Consider the following 515-nt stretch of genomic DNA (forward strand, 5'->3'; position numbering starts at 1 on the left):
GAGCCAATTCATCAATTTCATCCCCTTTAAGGCTCTCAGGATAACCGGAGCCATCTCTTAACTCATGATGCTGAGCAATCACGGTTTTAGCTGGTTCAGGAAAACCTTCGATCTGATTCGCGAGATCCAAACCATATTTAGTATGTAACTTTAGGTAGTTGGTTTCTGGCTCGGTTAATGGCACTTGCTTTCTTAATATAGCGGTAGGGATTTTGATCTTACCCATATCATGAAACAGAGCAGCGAAAGAGAGCTCTTTTAGTTGCTTGGCAGAATACCCTTTCGCACGCCCAATCATCATGGCAATAACCGCAACGTTTAGAGAATGGAAATAGATATCTTCAAATTCGTTTTTGCCGTTCATTAAATGAAGCGTGACGTTATCATCGCACATCAACTTCTCAACAATGTCTTCTATTAACAGTTGAGCTTCATCAACAGCGGCAGTTGGGCGGTTACGAATTTTCGTCATGACTGATCGCATCCGCGCAAGTGAGCGCTCAAACTCTTTCTCA

Annotated in this window: 1 protein-coding gene; it reads right to left on the minus strand. The window is 42.7% G+C overall.

Going from position 1 to position 515, the window contains the following annotated elements:
* The coding region (locus R8O11_RS31330; RefSeq protein WP_318195406.1) for an HD-GYP domain-containing protein at nt 1-515 on the minus strand (515 nt) is incomplete at both ends.

The organism is Vibrio sp. 1288 (genome assembly GCF_033344475.1).